An 18505-nucleotide genomic window follows, 5' to 3' on the forward strand; every position below is an offset into this window, starting at 1 on the left:
TAGAATCGCGGGCGATACCCATAAGGAGACCACCCGTGCGCCGCAGCTTCCTCTCCCTGGCCGTCCTGGCCGCCGCGTCCCTGTTCGCCAGCGCCGGCTTCGCGCAGGCCTGGCCGAGCAAGCCGATCCGCGCGGTGGTCCCCTTCGCCCCGGGCAGCGCCACCGACCAGATCGGCCGCGCTTTCGTCGCCGAGATGTCCAAGACGCTCGGCCAGACCATCATCGTCGACAACAAGCCGGGCGTGAACGGCATGCTGGGCGCGGCGGAAGTGGCCAAGGCGGCGCCCGACGGCTACACGATCCTGATCGGCACCAACAGCACCAACGCGGCGCTCAAGAGCCTGATGAAGCAGCTGCCCTACAACCAGGACACGGCCTTCGCGCCGCTGGGCTACATGGGCTCGGTGCCGCTGATCGTGGCGGTGAACAACGACGTGCCGGCCAAGAACCTGCGCGAGCTGGTGGCGCTGGCCAGGAGCAAGGCCGGCCACGTCACCTTCGCCAGCGCGAGCACCTCGCAGCTGGTGTCCACCGAGATGCTGGCCAGCATGGCCGGCGTGCAGATGACCAACGTGCCGTACAAGAGCGGCCCGGCCGCCATGACCGACCTGATCGGCGGCCAGGTGATGCTGTTCACGGCGGACTTCGCGGTGATGCTGCCGCAGGTGAAGGCCGGCAAGATCCGTGGCCTGGCCGTCACCTCCACCAAGCGCTCGCCCGCGATTCCCGAACTCCCCACGGTGAACGAGGCACTGGGCCTGAAGGACTACGAACTGATCGCCTACTTCGCCATGTTCGCGCCGGCGGGCACGCCGCCCGACATCGTCGCCAGGCTGAACCAGGCGATCAACGCCGCCGCCAGCAGCAAGGAACTGCAGGAAAAGTTCGCCCCCATCGGCTTCGCCGTCGAACCCGGCACCCCGGAATCCCTGGCACGCCGCACGCAGCTGGAAACGGCCAAGTGGGCGAAGGCGATCCGGGACGCGAAGATCGAACCGCAATAGGGCCTCGTGCCTGAGAACCGGATCGGGACGAGACTGTCCGCCTCTGCGAATGTCCCCCGGCGCGGGCAAGCCCGCGCCTCCTCCTTTACTTCGCCGAGTCGGACAATCTCGTCCCGATCCTGCACCGTCGGTCCGGATGCACCCGACGTTCAAACCCCGCCATGCGGATGCGTGGGATCCACCCACAGCACCTGCTCCGGCTTTTCCACCGGCTCGATGTCCAGGTTGATCGCCACCGCCTGGCCGTCGCTGCGGCACAGGACGCACTCCAGCGCCTCGGTGGGGCTGGCGTTGATCTCCTGGTGCGGGACGTAGGGCGGCACGTAGATGAAGTCGCCGGGCCCCGCCTCCGCCGTGAATTCCAGGTGCTCGCCCCAGCGCATGCGCGCGCGCCCCTTCACCACGTAGATCACGCTTTCCAGGTGGCCGTGGTGGTGCGCGCCGGTCTTGGCGTTGGCGTGGATGGTGACGGTGCCGGCCCAGAGCTTCTGCGCGCCGACCCGCGCGAAGTTGATGGCGGCCTTGCGGTCCATGCCCGGGGTCTGCGCGGTGTTGGGATCCAGCTGGTTGCCGGGGATCACGCGCACGCCGTCGTGCTTCCACCTGGCGTCGTGTTCGTGGGGATGGTCGTGGTCGTGGTGCGGATCGCTCATGCGGGCAGCGTACGACAATGCGGTCATGACTGACAACTCCGTGCCGCTGCTGGACGCGGCGGGCCTGAAGCGGCTGGGCGAAGGCCATTCCCGCGCGGCCTGCGCGCAGTGCGCTGCCATCCGGGCGCCCGGCTGGGAGGCGATGCCCGGCGGCTTCGAGCGCGACGGGTTGCGCAAGGTCGGGACGGTGCGCCGGCCCGAGGTCGAGGACCCGACGCTGGCCGAATACCACCCCGGCGGTACCAACGGCTGGTCGGCCGAGGCACCGATCGCGCCGGCCTTCTTCCCCTACAACCGCTGCGACGCCTGGCAATGCGTGCAGTGCGGCCGGCCCTTCCTGCGCTACACCGAATACGGCGGCTACTACGTGGAAGAACGCATCCGCGAATTGCGCCCGGAACTGGTGGTGGACACACAGCCCTGAAGGACCTGTCGTCCGGGCCGCACGCGGACACTGCGTTCCTTCCTACATGCCGAACCGTCGCCGTGCCGCCTGCGCGGCCATGCCCGCGGCCCTAGGCTTGCGGCAGAGAGGAAGTTCCGTGAACAGGTTTTTCATGAGCGGGGCCGCGGCCCTGTGCTTCGCCTTGTCCGCCGGCGTCCTGGCGGCACCCGGCAACCCGGCATTGGGCAAGTCCGCCGCGCCGATGGGCAAGCAGCAGTACGAGGCCGCCAAGGCGCGCATCGAGGCGCGCTGAAGGCCGACCAGAAGCTGTGCCAGTCGCTCAAGGGCGACAAGCGCGAGGTCTGCGATGCGCAGGCCGAGGGCCGCGAGAAGGCGGAGAAGGCCCGGCTCGAGGCGCGCTACAAGCCGAGTCCCGAAACCGTTGCCGAGGCGAAGGTGGCCACGGCGGAGGCGCACTACGAAGTCGCGCGGGCCAGGTGCGACCTGCTCAAGGGCAAGGCGGAAAAGCGCTGCGAGAAGGACGCCAAGGCCGCCAGGGAAGCGGCGATCCGCCAGGCGCGCGTGGAGAAGGTGGACGCCACCGGCGGCATCTTCGGCGAAGGCGCCAAGGGCAAGGCTGCGGCCGGCAAGTCCTGATCGCCGCTGGGCCGTTGCACCCCGTAGTCCATCGCCGACAAGCCCTGCGCAATGCGGATGACAGTCCGCAGGCGGCTGCGATCCGTTGCTAGGGATGCAGCTTCCGCTGCTCTCACAGAAAAGGACTCCAGCATGAGCAAGCACCTGATCGCACTCGCGCTCACCCTCTCGTTCGGTTTCGCCGGCAGCGCGGCCGCCGCCGACGCGATGAGCAAGGATGCGTACAAGAGCGCCAAGGACAAGATCGAGGAAACCGCCAAGGCCGACAAGAAGGCCTGCCTGGCGATGAAGGACAACGCCAAGGACATCTGCCAGGCCGAAGCGAAGGCCAAGGAGAAGATCGCCAAGGCCGAGCTCGATGCGCAGAACAAGCCCGGCCCGAAGGCCGACGAGAAGCTCGCACTGATGAAGGCCGAGGGGACCTACGAGGTCGCCAAGGAGAAGTGCGAAGACCAGAAGGGCAAGGCCATGGCCGATTGCAAGAAGGACGCCAAGACGGCCCACAGCAAGGCCAAGGCGGACATCCGCGCCGCGGCCAAGCCGGCCAAGGAAGCCGCCAAGAAGTCCTGACCCTGGCCCAGCGGCGGCCCCTTGCCGCCGCTAGTCGAGCCCCAGCCCGTGCAGGTAGGTGTCCACCGCGCGGGCGCCGGTGCTTTCCAGGTCGAAGGCGGCCGGGTCCAGCAGCCAGTTCTGGATCAGGCCGTTCACCAGGGCATGCAGCCCATGGGCCGCAACGGAGGCCGGGACCGGCAGGCGCACGCCGCGTGCCGCCGCGCTCCTGAGCAGCACCTGGCGGAACTGCTCCGTGTGCAGGTCGCGCGTCTGCAGGTGCCGCATGCGCACCGCGCACAGGCTGTCCACGTATTCCACCTTGTGCGTCGCCACCTCGAAGACGCGGCGCGTCTGCGGATCGGTCGCCGTCTGTCGCATCGCGTAACGCAGGGCGCGCTTGAGCCCGGGCAGCGGATCCTCATCGGCCGACTCGCCGACCAATTCCATGGCGCTCTGCAGGGGCATCACCACCCGGTCCATCATCGCGTTGAACAGGTCGGCCTTGTCCTTGAAGTGCCAGTAGATGGCGCCGCGGGTGGTGCCGGCCGCTTCGGCGATGTCGTTCAGCGAGGTCCCGGCGACCCCCTGCGCCAGGAACACGCGCTCCGCCGCATCCAGCAGCTGGCTGCGGGTGGCGAGGGCGTCTTCCTTGGAGCGTCGGACCATGGGGGCGACTATACATTCAATCCTGTATGTATACTACGCCGCTTGCTCCGGGCCGCGGTACGGGCCTTCGTCGTCTTTTCCTTTCCTCACAGCAAACAGGCAATCCCATGGCTGTCCGCGTGCCGCACGCTCTCGCATTCGTCCTCGTCCCGCTGCTGCTGGCCGCATGCGGGCAGGGCAACAGCACCGCTTCCCAGCAGGCCGGCGCGGCGCCGCCGCCGCCGGAAGTCGGCGTGGTCACCGTCGCCATGGGGGACATCGGCCTGGTCACCGAGCTCCCCGGCCGGCTCGAGCCCTCGCGCGTGGCGCAGGTGCGCGCCCGCGCGGCGGGCATCGTGCAGCAGCGCCTGTTCCGCGAAGGCAGCGACGTGCGCGCGGGGCAGGTGCTGTACCGCATCGATTCGTCTTCGCTTGCCGCGTCCACCGCCAGCGCGCAGGCCAACGTCGCCAAGGCCCTGGCCAGCCATGCGCAGGCCGCGGCGCTGGCGCAGCGCTACCGCCCGCTGGTGGAGGCCAACGCGATCAGCAAGCAGGAATACGCCAACGCGGTCGCCGCCGAGAAGCAGGCCGAGGCCGACGTCGCCGCCGCCCGCGCCGCGCTGCGCAGCTCGGAGATCAACCTCGGCTACGCCTCCGTCACCTCGCCGATCTCCGGCCGCATCGGCCGCTCGCTGGTCACGGAGGGTGCGCTGGTGGGCCAGGGCGAAGCGACGCCGCTGGCCGTGGTGCAGCAGATCGATCCGCTGTACGTGAACTTCACGCAGCCGGTGGGCGAGGTGATGAACCTGCGGCGCGCGCTGGAGCAGGGGCGCCTGAAGCGCGCGGGTGCCGAAGGCGCGCAGGTGCGCGTGATGCCGGAAGACGGCACCGAGCACAGCATGCCCGGCAAGCTGCTGTTCGCGGACCTGAGCGTGGACCAGGCCACCGGCCAGGTCACGCTGCGCGCCGAAGTGCCCAATCCGCGCGCGATGCTGCTGCCCGGCATGTACGTGCGCGTGCGGCTGGAACAGGCCAAGGCTTCCAACGCGATGCTGCTGCCGCAGCAGGCGGTGACGCGCTCGCCCCAGGGCGACAGCGTGATGGTCGTCGCCGCCGACGGCAAGGTGAGCCCGCGCCCGGTGAAGGTGGGCGGCTCGCAGAACGGCCAGTGGGTCGTGCTCGAAGGCCTGCAGCCCGGGGAGAAGGTGATGGTCGACGGCTTCCAGAAGCTGCGTCCCAACGCGCCGGTCAAGCCCGTGCCCTGGGTGGCGGCAGGGGCCGCCGCACCGGCCGCGAGCGCGCCGGCACCGTCCGCGGCGGCTGCGGCCTCCGCGCCTGCCTCGGCCGCGTCGCAGGCGAAGAAGGGCTGAGGACGCCGCATGGCCAAGTTCTTCATCGACCGCCCCATCTTCGCGTGGGTGATCGCGCTGTTCATCATCGTGCTGGGCAGCGTGGCGATCACGCAGCTGCCCATCTCGCAATACCCGCCGGTGGCGCCGCCCGCCATCGTGGTGTCGGCCGCCTACCCCGGCGCCTCCGCGCGCACGCTGGAGGAAAGCGTCATCAGCGTGATCGAGCAGGAGATGAACGGCTCGCCCGGCCTGATCTACATGGAGTCGGTCACGCAGGCCAACGGCACCGGCCAGATCACCCTGAGCTTCCAGCCCGGTACCAATCCGGACCTGGCGCAGGTGGACGTGCAGAACCGGCTCTCGCGCGCGACGCCGCGCCTGCCGTCCGCCGTGACGCAGCAGGGCGTGCGGGTGGAGAAGTCGCGCTCCAACTTCCTGCTGTTCACCATCCTGTCCTCCGACGATCCCAACTTCACGCCGGTGGACCTGGGCGACTACGCCTCGCGCAGCGTGCTGCCGGAGATCCAGCGCATCCCGGGCGTCGGCCAGGCGCAGCTGTTCGGCACCGAGGCGGCGATGCGCGTGTGGATCGATCCGGAAAAGCTGGTCGGCTTCAACATGTCGGCGGCCGAAGTCACCGCGGCCATCCGCGCGCAGAACGCGCAGGTGTCCTCCGGCTCGATCGGCGAACTACCGAACGTGGCCGGGCAGGGCATCGCCGCCACCGTGGTGGTGAACGGCCAGCTGGGCACCGTGGAACAGTTCCGCAACATCGTGCTGCGCGCCAACACCGACGGCTCCACCGTGCGCCTGAAGGACGTCGCGCGGGTGGAGCTCAACGCGCAGAACTTCGCGACCTCCGCGCGCCTGAACGGCAAGCCGTCCACCGGCATCGGCGTGCAGCTGGCGCCCAGCGGCAACGCGCTGGAGACCGCCGACGCGATCCGCAAGCGCATGGGGGAACTCGCACCCTACTTCCCGCGCGGCATGAAATGGGACATCCCCTACGACAGCTCGCGCTTCGTGCGGATCTCCATCACGCAGGTGGTGGTGACGCTGCTGGAAGCGGTGGCGCTGGTGTTCCTGGTGATGTTCCTGTTCCTGCAGAACTGGCGCTACACCATCATCCCGACGCTGGTGGTGCCGGTGGCCTTGCTGGGCACCTTCGCGGCGCTGCTGTCGCTGGGTTTCTCGATCAACGTGCTGACCATGTTCGGCATGGTGCTGGTGATCGGCATCGTGGTGGACGACGCGATCGTGGTGGTGGAGAACGTCGAGCGGATCATGAGCCACGAGGGCCTGCCGCCGCGCGAGGCGACGCGCAAGGCCATGGGCCAGATCCAGGGCGCCATCATCGGCGTGACCGTGGTGCTGATCTCGGTGTTCGTGCCGCTGGCCTTCTTCGCGGGCTCCACCGGCAACATCTACCGCCAGTTCGCGGCGGTGATGGTGGCGTCGATCGCCTTCTCCGCCTTCATGGCGCTGTCGCTCACGCCGGCGCTGTGCGCGACGCTGCTCAAGCCGGTGGCCGCCGGCCACCACGAGGAAAAGCGCGGCTTCTTCGGCGCCTTCAACCGCTTCTTCCTGCGCACGGCCAAGGGCTACGAGATGGTGGTGGCGCGGATGCTGCGGCGCGCGGCACGCTACCTGATCATCTATGGCGTGATCGCTGCCGTCGCGGCGCTGATCTACACGCGCCTGCCCACCTCCTTCCTGCCACAGGAGGACCAGGGCAACATGCTGGTCAACGTGCAGCTTCCGCCGGGCGCCACCGTGGAGCGCACGCGCGCCGTGATGGAGCAGGTGGAGGCCTGGGTGCTCAAGCAGCCGGAAGTCCAGAGCATGGTCGGCGTGCTGGGCTTCTCCTTCTCGGGCCAAGGCCAGAACGCGGCGCTCGCCTTCGTGACGCTGAAGCCCTGGGACGAACGCACCGGGGACGGCCAGTCGGCGCAGGCACTGGCGGGTCGCGCTTTCGGCGCGCTCTCCGGCATCCGCGACGCCTTCATCTTCCCGCTGTCGCCACCGCCGATTCCCGAGCTGGGCACGGCTTCGGGCTTCACCTTCCGCCTGCAGGACCGCGGCGGCAACGGCCGCGAGGCATTGATCGCCGCGCGCAACCAGCTGCTGGGCCTGGCGGGCCAGAGCAAGGTGCTGGCACAGGTGCGGACCGACGGCCTGGAAGACGCGCCGCAGCTGCAGCTGGACATCGACCGCGACAAGGCCAATGCGCTGGGCGTGAGCTTCGACGCGATCAACAGCACGCTGTCGACGGCGCTCGGCTCCTCCTACGTCAACGACTTCCCCAACCGCGGACGGCTGCAGCGCGTGGTGGTGCAGGCCGACGCGCCGGCGCGCATGCAGCCGGAGGACCTGCTGCGCCTGAATGCCGTCAGCAGCCAGGGCCGGCCGGTGCCGCTGTCGGCCTTTGCGTCCACCCGCTGGGTGAACGGCGCGATGCAGACCATCCGCTACAACGGCTATCCGGCCATGCGCATCTCGGGCGCGCCGGCCCCGGGCTACAGCACGGGCGCCGCGATGCAGGAGATGGAGCGCCTGGCGGGACAGCTGCCGCAGGGTTTCGGCTACGAATGGACCGGCCAATCGCGCGAGGAGAAGCTCGCCGGCGCGCAGGCGCTGATCCTCTACGGCTTCGCCATCCTCGCCGTGTTCCTCTGCCTGGCCGCCTTGTACGAGAGCTGGTCGATCCCGCTGGCGGTGATCCTGGTCGTGCCGCTGGGCGTGCTGGGCGTGCTGCTGGCGACATTGCTGCGCGGCTACGCCAACGACGTGTACTTCCAGGTGGGCCTGATCACCATCATCGGCCTGTCGGCGAAGAACGCGATCCTGATCATCGAGTTCGCCAAGGACCTGCAGGCGCAGGGCAAGAGCGTGATCGAGTCGGCGCTGGCGGCCGCGCACCTGCGGTTCCGCCCCATCATCATGACTTCCATGGCCTTCGGCCTGGGCGTGCTGCCGCTGGCCATCGCCACCGGCGCCGGCTCGGCCAGCCAGCGCGCCATCGGCACCGGCGTGATCGGCGGCATGCTCACGGGCACCGGCCTGGCCGTGTTCTTCGTGCCCATCTTCTTCGTGGTGGTGCGCGGCTACTTCCAGGGCAGCGAGCGCCAGCGCAAGCTCTACACCCACGAACTGCAGCGCGAGATGCCCGCCGGCGCGACGGCCGGAGACCAGGTATGAGTTCCCGCATGCGCACGCTCTCCACGCTGGCAGGCGCCTTGCTGCTGGCCGGCTGTTCGATGATCCCGAAGTACGAGCGCCCCCGGCGCCCGTGGCGCCGGCCTTTCCCTTTCCCTCGGCGCAGCAGGGCACGCCCGCGTCCGAGCTGGCCTGGGACCAGTTCTTCGCCGACACGCGCCTGCGTTCGCTGATCGCCAGCGCGCTGCGCAACAACCGCGACCTGCGCGTGGCGGTGCTGAACATCGCGCAGGCCCGCGCGCAGTACGACATCCGCAACGCCGACCGCTTCCCCACCGTGGGGGCAGGGCTCAGCGCCACGCGCGCGCCCGACACGCAGGGCAACCAGGCGACCACGCTGCAGGCCAGCGTGGCCTTCAGCAGCTGGGAGCTGGATTTCTTCGGCCGCATCGCCAGCCTGGGCGAAGCGGCGCTCGCGCAATACCTGGCGACCGAGGAAGGGCGCAAGGCGGCGCAGATCACCCTGGTGGCGAGCGTCGCCAACACCTGGCTGAACCTCGCGGCTGACGAGGAACTGCTGGCGCTGACGCGGCAGACGCTGGCCACGCGCGAGGAGTCGTTGCGCCTGACGCGCATGCGCTTCGAGGCGGGCGCTTCCTCGGAGATCGACTTCCGCCTCGCGCAGTCGCTGTTCGAGACCGCGCGGGCGACGCTGGCGCAGGTGCAGCGTCAACGCGCGACCGACCTCAATGCGCTCGCCCTGCTGGTGGGCGAGCCGGTGGCACCGGACTTCCAGGTCGGCATCACCACCGAAGGCGTGCAGTTGCCGGACGTGCCGGCCGGATTGCCGTCCGAGGTGCTGGTGCGCCGGCCGGACGTGCGTCAGGCGGAGCAGCAGCTGGTCGCGGCCAACGCCAACATCGGCGCGGCGCGGGCAGCCTTCTTCCCCGCATCAGCCTGACGGCGGGCATAGGCACGGCCAGCCGCGACCTGGCGGGGCTGTTCACGGGAGGGTCGTGGGGCTACACCGTGGCGCCTTCGCTGCTGCAGCCGATCTTCGACGCCGGGCGCAACCGCGCGGGCCTGGCTTCTGCCGAAGCTTCGCGCGACATCGCCGTGGCGCAGTACGAGCGGGCGGTGCAGCAGGCCTTCCGCGACGTGGCGGATGCCCTCGCCGGCCGCGCGACCTATGGCGACCAGGTGCAGGCGCAGGCCAACGTGGTCGAGGCGGAGTCCGTGCGCTACCGGCTGGCGCGCCTGCGCTACGACAACGGCGTGGCCAGCTACCTGGACCTGCTGGATGCGCAGCGTTCGCTGTTCAACGCGCAGCAGGCGCTGGTGCAGGCACGGCTGGCGCGCCTGCAGAACCAGGTGCAGCTGTACCGCTCGCTGGGCGGCGGCTGGACGACGACGCCTTAGTCGCGCGCGAGCCGCTGCGCCGACATGGCCGCGGCGCGCACCCATTGGCCGATGCGGGACTGGGCGATGGAGGAGAGCAGGGAGACTGCGAGCAGCATTTTCTTTTCCGTCCGGGAAGTCGTTGGGGAACGGCGTGATCTTGGCGCGTGCGCCGGCCCAGGCTCGTCAGTGTTCTGCGCTGTTCGCAGTCGCATGGTGCGCACTCCCGTAGGACGCGAGCTGACGAATCGCCACGGATTCCCTGCCATCCGGCGGCGCGAAGATGCCGTTTGACGGGTCGCGCCGAGCTGCTCCAAGGTTGCGCTGCACCTGGCTGGTGCAGCAATGGTCCGTTCGTCCGCCAAAGCCGACCGTCCATGGATGTAATAGGACAGAGTTGGTGCAGACAAGCGCCGTTCGCACCGCTGGCGACTGTCATATTTATTCGGATTACATCCGGTAACGTTGCGCAGGCACACAACAAGTGACGAGGGGCCGCCATGTTTTCGGGATTCAGGATTTCCACCAAGCTGCTCTTGCTGATCGGCGCATTGCTGGCCGGCATGCTGTTCGTCGGAAGCTACGGCATCCACGCCCTCCAGGGCGAACACGAGCGCGCCGCGCAGGCGCTGCAGCGCGAGCAGCAGTCCGCGCTGGCGGTGGACACCGCGCGCGAGGCGGCGGTCTCGTTCAAGATCCAGGTGCAGGAGTGGAAGAACATCCTGCTGCGTGGCCATGAAGCCGCCGACCATGCGCGCTACCTCGCGGGCTTCGACAAGCGCGCCGCCCTTGGTGGTCAAGGACCTCGAGCAACTGGAGAAGGCGATGCAGGCGCTGGACGTCGATCCCGCACCCGTCGCGGACGCGCGCCGCATGCACGCGGAGCTGGGGCGCCAGTACCAGGAGGCCCTCCGGCAGTTCGAGATCGGCAACCTGGCGAGCACCCAGGCCGTGGACCGCGCGGTGCGCGGCAAGGACCGCCCGCTGGACGAAAAGCTCGATGCGATCGTGGACAGCCTGCAGCAACTCGCGGCCAAGGAGCGCGCGCGCGTGGCCGAGGAAGCGGCGCAACAGGAGCGTACGGCGCTGCTCGTGATGGGCAGCGTGATGGCCGCCGTGCTCGTGGCGGGGCTGGCGCTGGGCCTGTGGATCGCCCGCGGCATCACGCAGCCGCTGCAGCAGGCCGTGCGGCTGTCGCGCCGGGTGGCCGACGGCGACCTGACGGTGGACCTGCAGGCGAGCGCGCGGGACGAGGTGGGCCTGCTGCTGCAGGCCATGTCCGAGATGACGGCCAACCTGCGTGGCGTGGTGGGCGAGGTCGTGGCCGGCGCCCATGCCGTGGCGGACAGCAGCGGGCAGATCGCCCAGGGCAACCTGGACCTGTCGCAGCGCACCGAGGAACAGGCCAGCACCCTGGAGGAGACGGCCAGCCAGATGGAGGAACTCACCACCACGGTGACCCAGAACGCCGACAACGCCAGGCAGGCCAGCCGAGTCGCCGTGGACGCGGCGGAGGTGGCGCGCAAGGGCGGCCGCGCGGTCGGCGAAGTGGTGCAGACCATGGACGGGATCTCCGAGGCCTCGCGCCGCATCGCCGACATCATCGGCGTGATCGACGGCATCGCCTTCCAGACCAACATCCTGGCCCTCAATGCCGCCGTGGAAGCCGCGCGGGCCGGCGAGCAGGGGCGCGGCTTCGCCGTCGTCGCCACCGAGGTGCGCAACCTCGCGCAGCGCAGCGCGGCGGCGGCCAAGGAGATCAAGGGATTGATCGGCGACTCCGTCGGCAAGGTCGACGCCGGCGCACGCCAGGTGGGCGAAGCCGGCCGCACGATGGAGGAGATCGTCGCTTCCGTGAAGCAGGTGAGCGAGCTGATCGCCGAGATCGCGGCGGCCAGCCAGGAGCAGAGCGCCGGCATCGAGCAGGTCAACACCGCCGTCACGCAGATGGACCAGGTCGTGCAGCAGAACGCTTCCCTCGTGGAAGAGGCGACCGCCGCGACCGAATCCATGAAAGCGCAGGCCGGCGCGTTGCTGCAGGTCGTGTCGCGGTTCCGCCTGCGGAAGGACGACGCCGTGCAGCGCGCCGAATCCCGTCCGCATCAGGCCTCCGCCGCGCCTGGGACCTTGCGCGCGGGACGGCCCCTGGTGGCCATGGCTGCGATGCCTGCGCCCGCGCTGGCCGCGCAGGGCGGCGGCGCGACGGCCGGCGGCAACTGGCGGGAGTTCTGACCGCCGGCTACAGCAGCTCGGTCACATGCGCCCGCACGACCAGTTCCTGCTGGCGGAAACGGGCGCAAAGCTGCGCGCGGTAGCCGGCCCACCACGGGCGGTCCAGCTGGTCGACCATGACCTCGTAGACGACGATGTCGTCGCGCTCGACGCCGCCCCCGTCGTCCCACAGGCCCCTGGCCGGCGCCCGGGTGTAGGCGGTGAGGCCGCCGAAGCGATCCACCAGTTCCTGCCGGACGGCGTCGAACAGCGCCTGCGGCAGCCGGGTGCCGTCGGGTGCGGCCAGCGGGAGCAGGATCTGCACGAGGTGCATGTTGCAGCCAGCATAAGCGAACGACTGAAACCGGTGGTACTTTCGCCCCGCGAGCTCGGGTATTACACTCGACCTCCCCAAGCACCACGGTGCCATTCCATGATCGACCGGACCCAGCACAGCGTCGTCCTGGTGGTGGACGACAACGAGGCCACCCGGTACTCGACCGCCCGCAACCTCCGCGCGGCCGGATTCAACGTGGTGCAGGCTTCCGCCGGCGCGGAAGCCCTGGAACTGGTGGAGTTCGTCTCCGCCGTCATCCTGGACGTGCACCTGCCCGACCTGCTGGGCTTCGAGGTCTGCCGGCTGCTGCGCAGCAAGGCGACCACCGCCGACCTGCCCGTGGTCTATGTGTCCGCGATGTACGTGTCCGAGTCGGACCAGCAGGCCGGCATGCAGGCAGGGGGCAATGCCTACCTGGTATCGCCGGTCGACCCGGAGGCCATGCTGGCCACGCTGGACCACCTGATCGGCGACCGGCCCACGGTCACCCACTGAGCGCAGGCTCCTAGACGACCATCGGGGTGCTCGCCCCGTCCATGGAGATCACCGCGCCGGAGACATAGGACGCGCGCGGCGAAGCCAGGAACACCACCACCGCCGCCACTTCCTCGGGTTGCGCAGCCGCCCCAGCGGCAGCTTCTGCTGCGCCTGCTGCAGCACCTCCTCGGGCGTGCTGTTGCGCAGGCGCGCGTCGGCGGCCAGTCCCTCGGCCAGCCGGTCGGTGAGCGTCAGCGTCGGGTTCACCGCGTTCACGCGCACGCCGCTCGGGCCCCAGGCAGCGGCGAGACCTGCACTGGCCAGCATCAGCGCCGCGTTGGCCGCGCCGCCCGGCAGGTGCGTGGGCGTCGCGACCTTGCCGCCCATGCCGATCACGTTGACGATCACGCCGCGGCCGCGCGCGCCCATGCGCCGCACCACCGGGTCCATCACGTGCACGTAGGTGAAGAACTTGGCCTCCATGGCTTCATGCCAGGCCTGTGGCTCCAGTTCCGCGAACGGCGTGCGGCGGGCGGCGCCGGCGGAGTTCACCAGCACGTCGATCGGTCCGTGGGCGCGCTCGGCTTCCTCCACCATGCGCAGAGCCGCGGCCGGATCGCGCAGGTCCGCGCAGAGGCCGGCCACGGCCGCCTGCGCACCGAGGCCGGTGCGCGCCTGTTCCATGCGGGCGGGGTCGCGCCCGACCAGCGTCACCTTGCAGCCCTCGCGCAGGAATTCGCGGGCGCAGGCCAGGCCGATGCCGCGGCTGCCGCCGGTCACCAGCACGTGCTGGCCTTGGAGGTGCAGGTCCATGTCTTGTCCTTCAGGGAATGTCGAGAACCACGTTGCCCAGCACGGTGCCCTGTTCCACCAGCTCGTGGGCGCGGGCGATGTCGGCCAGCGGCAGGCGCTGTGCCACGGTGTGCTGCAGCGCGCCTTCGCGCAGCAGCGCGTCGAGTTCGCGCAGGCCGGCGGCGCGGTCCTCCTCGCCGATCTCGTAGATGAAGACGAACTTCAGCGTGATGCGGTTGCGCATGAACCACCAGGTGGGCAGGGTCGCTTCCATCGCACCCATGCCGTAGACGACGATGGTCGCGCCCGGACGCACGCAGGCGGGGTACAGGCCGACGTTCGCCGTGAGGTCCATCTCGATCACGGCATCGACGCGGCGGCCGCCGGTGAGCGCCTTCACCCGCGCACCCACGTCCTCGCTGCGGTAGCGGATCACGTGGTCGGCGCCGGCGCGGCGTGCGTGTTCCGCCTTGGCGTCGGTGCTGACCGTGGTGAGCACGGTGGCGCCCTTGCGCTTGGCGAGCTGGATCGCATAGTGGCTCACCGAGCCCGCACCGCCTGCGACCAGCACCGTCGTGCCGGGCGCGATCTGCGCCTGGCGTACCGCCTGCAACGCGGTGAACGCGGGGATGCCCAGGCAGGCGGCTTCGGCGTCGCCCAGGGCATCGGGCATCTTCACCGCCAGCGCGGAGGGCAGGGCGATGTATTGCGCGGCCGTGCCGAAGGGGCGGTTCCACTGCCCGTTCCAGATCCACACGCGCTCGCCGACGCGGCTGGCCGGCACGCCCTCGCCGACCGCATCGATGGTGCCGGCGCCGTCGCTGTGCGGGATCACCAAGGGCCAGGCGAGCGGCGGCCGCCCGGGGCCGCCCCGGCGCGTCTTGTAGTCGGAGGGATTGACGCCCGAGGTGCGCAGCCGCACCCGCACCTCGCCGGGACCCGGCTGCGGCATGGGCTGCTCGCCGACCACCAGCACTTCGGCCGCGGGACCTTGCCGGGTATAGAACGCTGCCTGCATGCGGGGACCTCCTTGGTGGCCGCTAGGTTACGTCAAGCCTGCGCGCGGCGCAGCAGGGCGCGCGCGAAGCCCCAGCACACCAGCGGCAGCGCGACCGCCGGCACCAGCAGCAGCGGCAGCGCCCCGGCATGGTCGTAGGCGAAGCCGGCCAGCGAGACGCCGATGGCCTGGCCGTTGAACAGGGCGAAGGCGAACAGGGCCATCGCCGTGCCGCGCATCGAAGGGGCCATCTGGGTGGCATTGGTCTGCAGCGTGTTGTGGACCAGGTAGGTGCCGAAGCCCACCACCAGCGCCACCGGCGCCGCCAGCCAGGCCACCGGCGAGCCCCACCAGGCGAGGAAGCCCAGGCCCATCACGATGCCGCCGGTGAACACCATGCGGCGCTCGCCGAAGCGGCGCACCACATGGGCGGCGACCATCGCATAGAACAGTCCGCCGACGGCGTACAGCGCGATCAGGGCGGAGGCCGTGGACAGCGCGAGGCCAAAGCGCTGGTGCAGGTAGGTCGGCAGGAAGGCCAGCGGCCCGAGCAGCAGCAGGCCCTCTGCGAACACGGTGGCGATCACGATGCGCGCCCAGGGGATGGCGAGCACCGAGCCGAGCTGCGTGACGAAGGCGAAGCGGCCCTTGCCGCGCAGCGGCGGCGCCGACGGGATGTGCCGCAGGCGCGCCAGCAGCAGCAGCGACACCACCACGTAGCCCGCGCACAGGGCCGCGAAGGCGCCGCGCCAGCCCAGGGGCGTGTCGGCGAACAGGCCACCGGCCAGCTGCCCGGCCGCCATGCCGGAGAGCGTGCCCATCAACAGGCGGGCCAGCGTCGCCTGCCGCTGCTCGTAGTGCACGGCGTCGCCGATCCAGGCGATCGCCAGCGGGATCACGCCGGCCGCGGCCATGCCCCAGAGCACGCGCAGGCGCACCAGCGCGTCGAAGCCGGGCGCCAGCGCGCAGGCCAGCGAGGTGAGGGCGCAGGCGAACAGCGCCGCGCACATCACGCGCGCCTTGCCGTAGCGGTCCCCCAGCGGCCCGAACAGCAGTTGCGAGACGCCATAGGCGACGGCGAAGGTCAGCACCACCTGTCCGGCGGTCCCGGGCGTGATCGCGAAGTCGCTGGCCAGCCGGGGTAGCAGCCCGTCGCAGATGCGCAGGGCGGCGCCGCTGAAGAAGCTGGCGATGGCCAGCAGGGTGACGGCGGCGCGGGTCGCGGCCTGGGTGTCGGTGGCGGGGGAAGCGGCTGCGGGGGAGGTCACGGGCGATCCTACAACGCGCCAGCAGCGCCTGCCGGCACAGCAATTGGCGCCGTCCTACGAAGCGTCCTGCGCGGCCGCGCGACCATTGCAACCCATGAATCTTCCCCGCGTCCAGCTCATCGCCGGTGAGCACGAGATCCAGGTGTACGTGGCCCGCAGCCGGGAGGAACGGGCCCTGGGGCTGATGCACCGCCGCGAACTGCCGGAAGACGAGGGCATGCTGTTCATGACCGACCGCTGCGCCGTGCAGCGCTTCTGGATGAAGGACACGCCGCTGCCCCTGTCGATCGCCTTCCTGCAGGAGGACGGCACCATCCTGAAGATCGCCGACCTGGAGCCGCACGACCTGGAGGCGGAGTCCTCTGAGCACCCGGTGCGCTTCGTGCTGGAGATGAACCGCGGCTGGTTCGACGAGCGCGGCATCCGCCCGGGAACGCGGTTGGCCGGTCCGGTCTTCCTGGAGTGAACGCCATGCAGGGAACCCCCGACACGGCGGCCATCGCCGGCGCGCTGGTGCATCCGGGCGAGCCCTATCCGCTGGGGGCGCACTGGGACGGCGAGGGCGTCAACTTTGCGCTCTATTCGGAAAACGCCACGGGCGTGGAGCTCTGCCTGTTCGATGGCGAGGGCCGCGAGACGCGCGTGCGGCTGCGCGAGCAGACCGCCTTCGTCTGGCACGGCTACCTGCCCGGCCTTCGGCCGGGGCAGCGCTACGGCTACCGCGTGCACGGCCCCTACGAGCCGGACCGCGGCCTGCGCTTCAACCCGAACGTGATCCTGCTCGATCCCTATGCCCACGCGCTGGACAACGTGGAGAACTTCGGAGGCGGCGTGTTCGCGTACGAGGTGGGCGGGGAGCGCGAGGACCACGCCGCCGTGCAGCAGGACCAGCGCGGCGTGCCCCTGGGCGTGGTGGTCGACCCGGCCTTCGACTGGGGGAGGACCGCCGGCCGAACCGGCCGCTGCACGAGACCGTGCTGTACGAGGCGCACGTCAAGGGTCTGACCATGACGCACCCCGAGGTGCCCGAGGAACTGCGCGGCACCTACGCGGGCCTGGCGCATCCGGCGATGCTCGCCTATCTGAAGGACCTGGGCGTGACGGCGGTGGAACTGATGCCGGTGCACGCGCACCTGGACGACCCCTTCCTCCTGGACAAGGGCCTCACCAACTACTGGGGCTATTCGACGCTGAACTTCTTCGCGCCGGAGTTGCGCTACAGCGCCGCCTTCCGGCGCGGCGACGCAGTGGGTGCCGTGCGCGAGTTCAAGGAGATGGTGCAGGCGCTGCATGCGGCGGGGCTGGAGGTGATCCTCGACGTGGTCTACAACCACACCTCCGAAGGCAACCACCTCGGCCCGACCCTGAGCTTCAAGGGCATCGACAACCCGACCTACTACCGGCTGGTGGCGGACAGCCCGCGCTTCTACTTCGACTACACGGGCACCGGCAACACGCTCAACGTGCGGCATCCGCAGACGCTGCAGCTGATCATGGATTCTCTGCGCTACTGGGTGCAGGAGATGCACGTGGACGGCTTCCGCTTCGACCTGGCCAGCACGCTGGCGCGCGGGCTGCACGAGGTGGACCAGCTCTCGGGCTTCTTCACGATCATCCACCAGGACCCGGTGCTGAACAACGTCAAGCTGATCGCCGAGCCCTGGGACGTGGGCGAGGGCGGCTACCAGGTGGGCAACTTCCCGGTGAAGTGGGCGGAGTGGAACGGCGTGTACCGCGATTCGATCCGCGCCTTCTGGAAGGGCGAGGGCGGGCAGGCCAGCGACCTGGGCTACCGGCTCACCGGCTCCAGCGACCTGTACCAGGGCGACGGCCGCAAGCCCTCGGCCAGCATCAACTTCGTCACCGCGCACGACGGCTTCACGCTGCGCGACTCGGTGAGCTACAACGACAAGCACAACGAGGCGAACCAGGAAAACAACCAGGACGGCCACAACGACAACAAGTCCTGGAACTGCGGGGCCGAAGGACCGACCGACGACGAGGGGGTCAACCGGCTGCGCGCGCGCCAGCAGCGCAACTTCCTGGCCACGCTGCTGCTGTCGCAGGGCACGCCGATGCTGCTGGGAGGCGACGAGTTCGGCCGCACCCAGGGCGGCAACAACAACGCCTATTGCCAGGACAACGCCATCAGCTGGTTCGACTGGGCGAGCGCGGACCGCGAACTGCTGGCATTCACCCGCCGCCTGATCGCGCTGCGCAAGCACCACCCGGCGCTGCACCGGCAGAAGTTCTTCTCCGGCCGCCCGATCCGCGGCAGCGACATCCACGACGTGATGTGGTTCCGCCATGACGGCGAGCAGATGACCGACGAGGACTGGCAGAACGCGCACACGCAGTCGCTGGCGATGTTCCTGGCCGGCAACGGCCTGAAGGAAACCGACCGCCAGGGCCAGCGCCTGCAGGACGACCACCTGCTGCTGATGCTCTCGTCCTCGCACGAGGACCTGGAGTTCACGCTGCCGCCGGTGACGGGGTGCACGCAATGGGAGCTGCTGGTGGACACGAGCGACGACCACGCGCGGGAGACGCATGCGGCGGGGGAGAGGACGCTGCTGGTGGGGCGGTCCTTGAAGTTGTTCCGGTGTCCGCTGGAATGACGG

The 18505-nt window shown here is 70.0% G+C and carries 17 protein-coding genes and 3 pseudogenes; 14 read left to right on the plus strand and 6 right to left on the minus strand.

The genetic code is table 11. The annotated features are described in order from the left end of the window. The first annotated feature begins 35 nt into the window (after positions 1 to 35). The gene (locus tag HK415_RS01475) at positions 36 to 1004 is read left to right on the plus strand and encodes a Bug family tripartite tricarboxylate transporter substrate binding protein (protein ID WP_171556507.1); all 969 of its coding nucleotides are present in this window, start codon (positions 36 to 38) and stop codon (positions 1002 to 1004) included. A 149-nt stretch (positions 1005 to 1153) separates the two neighbouring features. Here the strand turns inward: HK415_RS01475 and HK415_RS01480 are convergent, their stop codons facing one another. Further along, positions 1154 to 1657: a cupin domain-containing protein gene (locus HK415_RS01480; protein ID WP_171563065.1), complete on the minus strand. Its 504-nt coding sequence runs from the start codon at positions 1655 to 1657 to the stop codon at positions 1154 to 1156. 25 nt (positions 1658 to 1682) lie between these two features. Between HK415_RS01480 and HK415_RS01485 the strand changes: the two genes are divergently transcribed. From HK415_RS01485 to HK415_RS01500, 4 genes are all read left to right on the plus strand, one after another. Next, the gene (locus HK415_RS01485; RefSeq protein WP_171556508.1) at positions 1683 to 2081 is read left to right on the plus strand and encodes a hypothetical protein; all 399 of its coding nucleotides are present in this window, start codon (positions 1683 to 1685) and stop codon (positions 2079 to 2081) included. 118 nt (positions 2082 to 2199) lie between these two features. After that, on the plus strand, positions 2200 to 2355 hold the full coding sequence (locus tag HK415_RS01490; protein ID WP_171556509.1) for a hypothetical protein: 156 nt from the start codon (positions 2200 to 2202) through the stop codon (positions 2353 to 2355). 143 nt (positions 2356 to 2498) lie between these two features. Next, on the plus strand, positions 2499 to 2699 hold the full coding sequence (locus HK415_RS01495) for a hypothetical protein (RefSeq protein WP_171556510.1): 201 nt from the start codon (positions 2499 to 2501) through the stop codon (positions 2697 to 2699). Between the two features lie 132 nt (positions 2700 to 2831). After that, positions 2832 to 3269, plus strand: coding sequence for a hypothetical protein (locus HK415_RS01500; RefSeq protein ID WP_171556511.1), 438 nt, complete (start codon positions 2832 to 2834; stop codon positions 3267 to 3269). A 30-nt stretch (positions 3270 to 3299) separates the two neighbouring features. On the opposite strand, the gene HK415_RS01505 is transcribed toward HK415_RS01500, so the two are convergent. Further along, positions 3300 to 3917: a TetR family transcriptional regulator gene (locus HK415_RS01505; RefSeq protein WP_171556512.1), complete on the minus strand. Its 618-nt coding sequence runs from the start codon at positions 3915 to 3917 to the stop codon at positions 3300 to 3302. A 107-nt stretch (positions 3918 to 4024) separates the two neighbouring features. Between HK415_RS01505 and HK415_RS01510 the strand changes: the two genes are divergently transcribed. The 5 genes and pseudogenes from HK415_RS01510 (at position 4025) to HK415_RS01530 (ending at position 12034) form a co-directional block, all read left to right on the plus strand. Continuing rightward, positions 4025 to 5266 carry an efflux RND transporter periplasmic adaptor subunit gene (locus HK415_RS01510; RefSeq protein ID WP_171556513.1) on the plus strand — a complete coding sequence of 414 codons (1242 nt, stop codon included), beginning with the start codon at positions 4025 to 4027 and terminating at the stop codon, positions 5264 to 5266. 9 nt (positions 5267 to 5275) lie between these two features. Then, on the plus strand, positions 5276 to 8446 hold the full coding sequence (locus HK415_RS01515; RefSeq protein ID WP_171556514.1) for an efflux RND transporter permease subunit: 3171 nt from the start codon (positions 5276 to 5278) through the stop codon (positions 8444 to 8446). After that, positions 8443 to 9823 (plus strand): annotated as a pseudogene (locus HK415_RS01520) (efflux transporter outer membrane subunit). Before HK415_RS01515 ends, HK415_RS01520 begins: the two are co-directional and overlap by 4 nt. Positions 9824 to 10302: 479 nt before the next feature. Next, positions 10303 to 10458: pseudogene (locus HK415_RS01525) on the plus strand (Tar ligand binding domain-containing protein); the annotation flags it as partial. A 136-nt stretch (positions 10459 to 10594) separates the two neighbouring features. Further along, positions 10595 to 12034, plus strand: a complete 1440-nt coding sequence (locus HK415_RS01530; protein WP_309246537.1) for a methyl-accepting chemotaxis protein — start codon at positions 10595 to 10597, stop codon at positions 12032 to 12034. A gap of 7 nt (positions 12035 to 12041) precedes the next feature. Here HK415_RS01530 and HK415_RS01535 read toward each other — a convergent pair whose 3' ends face one another. Beyond that, positions 12042 to 12338, minus strand: a complete 297-nt coding sequence (locus tag HK415_RS01535; RefSeq protein WP_216369705.1) for a hypothetical protein — start codon at positions 12336 to 12338, stop codon at positions 12042 to 12044. A 108-nt stretch (positions 12339 to 12446) separates the two neighbouring features. On the opposite strand from HK415_RS01535, the gene HK415_RS01540 reads away from it, so the two are divergent. Beyond that, positions 12447 to 12845 (plus strand): response regulator, encoded by a 399-nt coding sequence (locus tag HK415_RS01540; RefSeq protein WP_171556517.1) that lies wholly within the window; start codon positions 12447 to 12449, stop codon positions 12843 to 12845. Between the two features lie 10 nt (positions 12846 to 12855). Here the strand turns inward: HK415_RS01540 and HK415_RS01545 are convergent. The 3 genes and pseudogenes from HK415_RS01545 to HK415_RS01555 all read right to left on the minus strand — a co-directional run bounded on the left by HK415_RS01545 (position 12856) and on the right by HK415_RS01555 (position 15884). Next, positions 12856 to 13640: pseudogene (locus HK415_RS01545) on the minus strand (SDR family NAD(P)-dependent oxidoreductase). Positions 13641 to 13650: 10 nt separating this feature from the next. Next, positions 13651 to 14637, minus strand: a complete 987-nt coding sequence (locus HK415_RS01550; RefSeq protein WP_171556518.1) for an NADPH:quinone reductase — start codon at positions 14635 to 14637, stop codon at positions 13651 to 13653. Between the two features lie 32 nt (positions 14638 to 14669). After that, on the minus strand, positions 14670 to 15884 hold the full coding sequence (locus HK415_RS01555; RefSeq protein ID WP_309246538.1) for an MFS transporter: 1215 nt from the start codon (positions 15882 to 15884) through the stop codon (positions 14670 to 14672). A gap of 94 nt (positions 15885 to 15978) precedes the next feature. Here HK415_RS01555 and HK415_RS01560 point away from each other — a divergent pair, with 94 nt between their 5' ends. From HK415_RS01560 to glgX, 3 genes are read left to right on the plus strand one after another with little or no spacing between them, the layout of a single operon-like run. Beyond that, positions 15979 to 16350: a DUF192 domain-containing protein gene (locus HK415_RS01560; protein ID WP_253261722.1), complete on the plus strand. Its 372-nt coding sequence runs from the start codon at positions 15979 to 15981 to the stop codon at positions 16348 to 16350. Positions 16351 to 16355: 5 nt separating this feature from the next. Then, positions 16356 to 16889: a hypothetical protein gene (locus HK415_RS24285; RefSeq protein WP_253261723.1), complete on the plus strand. Its 534-nt coding sequence runs from the start codon at positions 16356 to 16358 to the stop codon at positions 16887 to 16889. Then, positions 16859 to 18502, plus strand: coding sequence for a glycogen debranching protein GlgX (gene glgX, locus HK415_RS01565; RefSeq protein ID WP_309246539.1), 1644 nt, complete (start codon positions 16859 to 16861; stop codon positions 18500 to 18502). Before HK415_RS24285 ends, glgX begins: the two co-directional genes overlap by 31 nt. Positions 18503 to 18505 lie beyond the last annotated feature (3 nt).

The sequence above is a fragment of the Ramlibacter montanisoli genome (assembly GCF_013087525.1).
Taxonomy (GTDB): domain Bacteria; phylum Pseudomonadota; class Gammaproteobacteria; order Burkholderiales; family Burkholderiaceae_C; genus Ramlibacter; species Ramlibacter montanisoli.